The sequence below is a fragment of the Campylobacter sp. W0066.2 genome, from assembly GCF_024723515.1.
Taxonomy (GTDB): domain Bacteria; phylum Campylobacterota; class Campylobacteria; order Campylobacterales; family Campylobacteraceae; genus Campylobacter_D.
The window spans coordinates 1-495 of the sequence record NZ_JANQCV010000050.1 but is presented as its reverse complement, the minus strand read 5'-3'; the positions used below and the strand labels follow the sequence as shown (position 1 = coordinate 495).

The window sequence follows — 495 nt, the reverse complement described above, 5'->3', positions numbered from 1 at the left end:
CCTATAAAAAAACAGCAATTTGAAATTTCTAATTTAGAACAAGATTTAATCAATAAAAAATTACAAACTATACAATTAGAAAAAAAACTAGATATAGCGTCAAACAATAAAACAATATCTAGTAGAAATAAGATAGTTATAAGCAATCAAAAATCAGCTAAATTTCGTATTCAAAACCAACTCTCTTATAAACTAGGTCAAGCTATGATAGTTAATTCAAAATCTATACTAGGCTATATAAGAATGCCTTTTGTATTATCTTATATAAAAGACAAACACAATCAAGAACAAAAAATCTATCAAGAAAAAATAAAAAAAGATCCTTCTTTAGCATTACCTCCATTAGAATCTTATCCTGATTATAAAGAAGCCTTAAAAGAAAAAGAATGTTTAACTTATAAACTAGGACAAGCTCTTATACAAGCTAACAAAACCTGGTATGGGGGGGGGTATATCAAGTTGCTGTTTAAAATTAGGAAGTTGAAAAGAGAATTT

General features: G+C 26.3%; 1 pseudogene. It reads left to right on the top strand.

What is annotated here, in order from left to right:
- A pseudogene (locus tag CAMP18498_RS07935) lies at window positions 1-495 on the top strand (sugar transferase); the annotation flags it as partial.